The sequence below is a fragment of the Deltaproteobacteria bacterium genome, assembly GCA_030654105.1.
In the GTDB taxonomy this organism is placed as follows: domain Bacteria; phylum Desulfobacterota; class SM23-61; order SM23-61; family SM23-61; genus JAHJQK01.
This window is the reverse complement of the sequence record JAURYC010000265.1, coordinates 1-3,828: the sequence shown is the minus strand read 5'-3', so window position 1 is coordinate 3,828 and position 3,828 is coordinate 1. Positions and strand designations below refer to the sequence as shown.

Below are 3,828 nucleotides of genomic sequence, written 5' to 3'. Positions count from 1 at the left end.
GATGGCCTTATACGCCGCCTCCTTGATGTTCGTAGGGGTGTCAAAATCCGGCTCCCCCTGGGCGAAGCTGATGACTTCGATGCCTTGCGCCCGCATGGCTGCGGCTTTGGCGGCAGCCGCAAAAGTGGGGGAAGGCTTGATTCGATTGACCCGTTCAGCGAGTTTCATAAAATACTCCTTTCCTGCAGTAAACGCTAAGCGCTTGGCGCTATGCGCATAGCGCTTTATTACGGAACGTTTCGGTATAAAGGAAATTTTTCCTTCAAACGCTGGTGGACGATTTCGGGTACCAAGCCCCGGACGGAACCGCCCAGAGAGGCGGCTTCCTTGATGATTTTCGAGCTGGTGTAAAACCATTTGAACCCGGTCATCAAGAAGACGGTGTCTACCTTGCGGTTTAATTTTCGGTTCATCAGAGTCATTTGAAATTCGTACTCAAAGTCAGAAAGGGCCCGGAGACCCCGGACAATAACACTGGCATCCTGTTTTTCAACGAAGTCCACCAGCAGCCCTTGAAAGGCCGCCACGGTGACTCGCGGATCATTCTTGAGGGCAGTCTGGATCATCTCTACGCGTTCTTCCACTGAAAAGAGCGCGGCCTTATTCGGGTTGTAGGCCACAGCGACGATGAGTCTGTCAAAAAAACCTAAGGCACGCTCCACCAGGTTTACATGGCCGTTGGTGATAGGATCGAACGAGCCGGGATAAACAGCGATTTTTTCCTTCATAGGGAAGACCTCTTTGATTAGTTGGAATTAAACTCTGGCGGTTCTTTTTCTAAGCGAAAAAAGGAAACCAGAGTACCCCCATACTTTCGCGCATCCACGCGCTGCAAATGAGGGATTGAAAAAATATCATCCATCGGTGCGTGTTCGGCAATGATCAAAGTATCCGGAGAAACGATTGAACTCGTGGCCAGGACTTTAAGCGTTTTGTAGGGCAATCCTTTTCCATAGGGAGGATCCAGAAAGATGAGTTGGAAAGATTCTCCTTTAGCTTCTAAGATTTTGATTCCGGCCAAAGCCTCGCGCGCCAGCACCTGCGCCTGATCCTTTATTTTGCATTCTTCGATATTTTTGCGTAAGGCCGTCAAGGAACGTGCGCTTTCTTCCACAAATACGGCCCGCCTGGCACCCCGGCTCAGGGCTTCGATACCCAAGGCACCCGTTCCGGCGAAAAGATCCAAAACTTGCTGGCCAGCGATGTGATTTTGGACAATGTCGAAGATAGCCTCCTTAACTCGATCGGAAGTAGGCCGGAGGTTCAGACCCTTCACGGAAAAGAGCCTCTTGCCTTTCCATTTGCCGCTGATGATCCGCAATACGTTTCATTCCTCTAAATGAGCAGCTATACATCACGACATAAAACTTATGCGGTTTGTCATTCCGGGCTTGACCCGGAATCCAGTATCTTTCTGGATTCCCGCTTTCGCGGGAATGACGGGCGTTGTTGTGACTAATGACGCTGTATATAAAAACTGTTTAGATTGTAACATGGAAGAGGAAGTTGTCAAGACGCTAAGAAAAAGCGCATAGAACAGAGCGCAAAGCGCATAGTGTAAAAACACTATATATAAGGATGGGGGAATTAGCGCTATGCGCTATGCGTCTTAACGTTCAATGCCGATTCTGCTCTCAATTCCCTTCTTATAGTAGTGCTTGATCTCTCTCATCTCCGTAACCAGGTCAGCCCGCCGGAGAACTTCGGGCCTGGCCCATCTTCCGGTGAGGACTAATTCAACATTCTCCGGCTTATTTTTCATCAAGGCCAGAAGTTCTTTCAAGGGAACCATTCCGTATTCGACAGCTACATTTATTTCATCCAGGATGACTAAATGGTATTTCTGGCTATGAACTGAGCGCTGGGCCAATTCCCAGGCTTTTTGGGCCAGAAGCACATCCATGGGGTCGGGTTTTTTCTTGTTGACGAAATTTTCCCGTCCCATGGGTACGATAGTCAGATAAGGGGCAAGCTTTTTGGCTGATTGCAACTCTCCATAAGCAATTCCGCCTTTGAGGAATTGGATCATTAAAACCTTGAATCGGTGCCCCGCGGCCCGTAGGGCCAATCCCAAGGCGGCCGTAGTCTTCCCTTTCCCGTTTCCGGTATAAACCTGAACGAACCCTTTGGAAAACCTTTTCTTTTTCATCGGAAAATCCTTTGGGGACGCAGATTATTCAGATTTATAATGAACGACTTAAATAGCTTTACATTTCTGAATTGTCTTTGCGAGTCCGCCTGAGGCGGACTCCTCGCAATGAGTCCTTTTTTCGGCCGTTCACTATAAATATTTTTCTGCGTTTATCTGCGAAAATCTGCGTCCCAATTAATGTATTTTCATTTCCAATATTACAAACCCCACTACGCCGATAAGAACCCAGTAATCTTTTCCTCTCATTTTTAACTCGTGCAAGTGGGTGCGTTTTGCTCCGCTGATATAACCTCGAGCGAACATGGCCACAGCCAAGTCATCTGCCCGCTTGAAGATGCTGTGAAAAAGGGGGGTCAAGATGGGTATCATATTTTTCGCGCGCCGCAAAAAATTCCCGGATTCGAAATCAACTCCGCGGGAGCTCTGGGCTTTAATGATCCGGTTGGCCTCGCCGAGAAGGATGGGGATGAACTTGATGGCCAGCATGGTCATCAAAGAAAAATCTTCGACCGGGATGCGGAAGCGCTTCAAAGGGTAAATAAGTTTTTCCAGGCCATGGGCCAGCTGCAAGGGAGTGGTGGTCAGGGTCATTAACGAAGAAAGAAGAATGGCCAATAAAAGCTGGCTGGCGACCAGGGCACCTTTGGCCGCCCCTGTCCAGGTGATGTCGATAAAACCGATCGGAAAAAGGGGAAGGGAAGGGCCTGGGGTGAAAAAAAGGTGAATAGCGGCCGTGAATAAAAAAAGCCAGATAAAGGATCTTACTCCCCGAAAAACATAACCCCAAGAAAGTTGGGAAATGACCAGAGTGAGGAGGAAAAAAGCCGCGAGCAAAGCCAGGGCGATGAAGGTTTTAATTAAAAAAGTTACGATCATCAGCAGGAGCAGAGAAATGAATTTGGTCCGCGGGTCGAGATGATGGAGAAATGAATCCCCTGGCATGTACTGCCCGAGGGTAATGTCCTGCAAGAACTTCATGAAAGGTATTTTTCGATCAGGATTTCCGCAATCTGAACGGCGTTCAAGGCTGCGCCCTTGCGGATGTTGTCGGAGACGATCCACATATTGATCCCGTTAGGGATGGACTCGTCTTCGCGGATCCGCCCCACGAAGGTTTCATCCCGTCCAGCGGCATGAATGGCCAGGGGGTATTCACTCAAAGCCGGGTTGTCCACAACGAGAACACCGGGAGCCCTGGAGAGAATTTCTTTTACTTCCTTGACGGTAAGCTTTTTTTCCGTCTCGATGTTTACAGATTCCGAATGGCTGTGAATGACCGGGACGCGCACGGTCGTGGCCGTTACTCGAATGGTCGGGTCTTCCATGATCTTTTGGGTCTCATTGACCATTTTCATCTCTTCTTTGGTGTAGCCGTTCTCCAGGAAAACGTCGATCTGCGGCAGGCAGTTGAAGGCGATCTGGTGCGGATAAACCTTTTTTTGAACCTGCTGGGCATTCAGGACGGCACGGGTTTGACTTAAAAGCTCGTCGATGGCTTTGAGACCGGTACCGGAAACCGCCTGATAAGTGGAAACGACGATCCGTTTGATGCGGGCCACGTCATGAATGGGTTTCAAAGCGACGACCATCTGGATCGTCGAGCAATTGGGGTTGGCGATGATACCGCGCTTTTTATACTGGGCAATGGCATGGGGGTTTACTTCCGGTACAACCAG

6 protein-coding genes are annotated in these 3,828 nt (G+C 49.2%); all 6 read right to left on the bottom strand.

The genetic code is table 11. The features are described from left to right. Positions 1-168, bottom strand: a 168-nt coding sequence (locus tag Q7V48_11355) for an aspartate aminotransferase (protein MDO9211323.1), incomplete at its 3' end; no start/stop codon positions are given. A gap of 59 nt (positions 169-227) precedes the next feature. Beyond that, entirely contained in the window at positions 228-728 is a 501-nt protein-coding gene (gene coaD / locus Q7V48_11350; GenBank protein ID MDO9211322.1) for a pantetheine-phosphate adenylyltransferase, read from the bottom strand. A 17-nt stretch (positions 729-745) separates the two neighbouring features. After that, complete coding sequence (rsmD, locus tag Q7V48_11345) at positions 746-1,321, bottom strand: 16S rRNA (guanine(966)-N(2))-methyltransferase RsmD (protein MDO9211321.1); 576 nt, start codon at positions 1,319-1,321, stop codon at positions 746-748. Positions 1,322-1,609: 288 nt separating this feature from the next. Beyond that, on the bottom strand, positions 1,610-2,149 hold the full coding sequence (gene cobO, locus Q7V48_11340) for a cob(I)yrinic acid a,c-diamide adenosyltransferase (GenBank protein MDO9211320.1): 540 nt from the start codon (positions 2,147-2,149) through the stop codon (positions 1,610-1,612). A gap of 177 nt (positions 2,150-2,326) precedes the next feature. Beyond that, positions 2,327-3,130, bottom strand: coding sequence for an energy-coupling factor transporter transmembrane component T (locus Q7V48_11335; GenBank protein MDO9211319.1), 804 nt, complete (start codon positions 3,128-3,130; stop codon positions 2,327-2,329). Then, positions 3,127-3,828, bottom strand: a 702-nt coding sequence (locus Q7V48_11330) for an aspartate-semialdehyde dehydrogenase (GenBank protein ID MDO9211318.1), incomplete at its 5' end; no start/stop codon positions are given. The genes Q7V48_11335 and Q7V48_11330, both read right to left, overlap by 4 nt.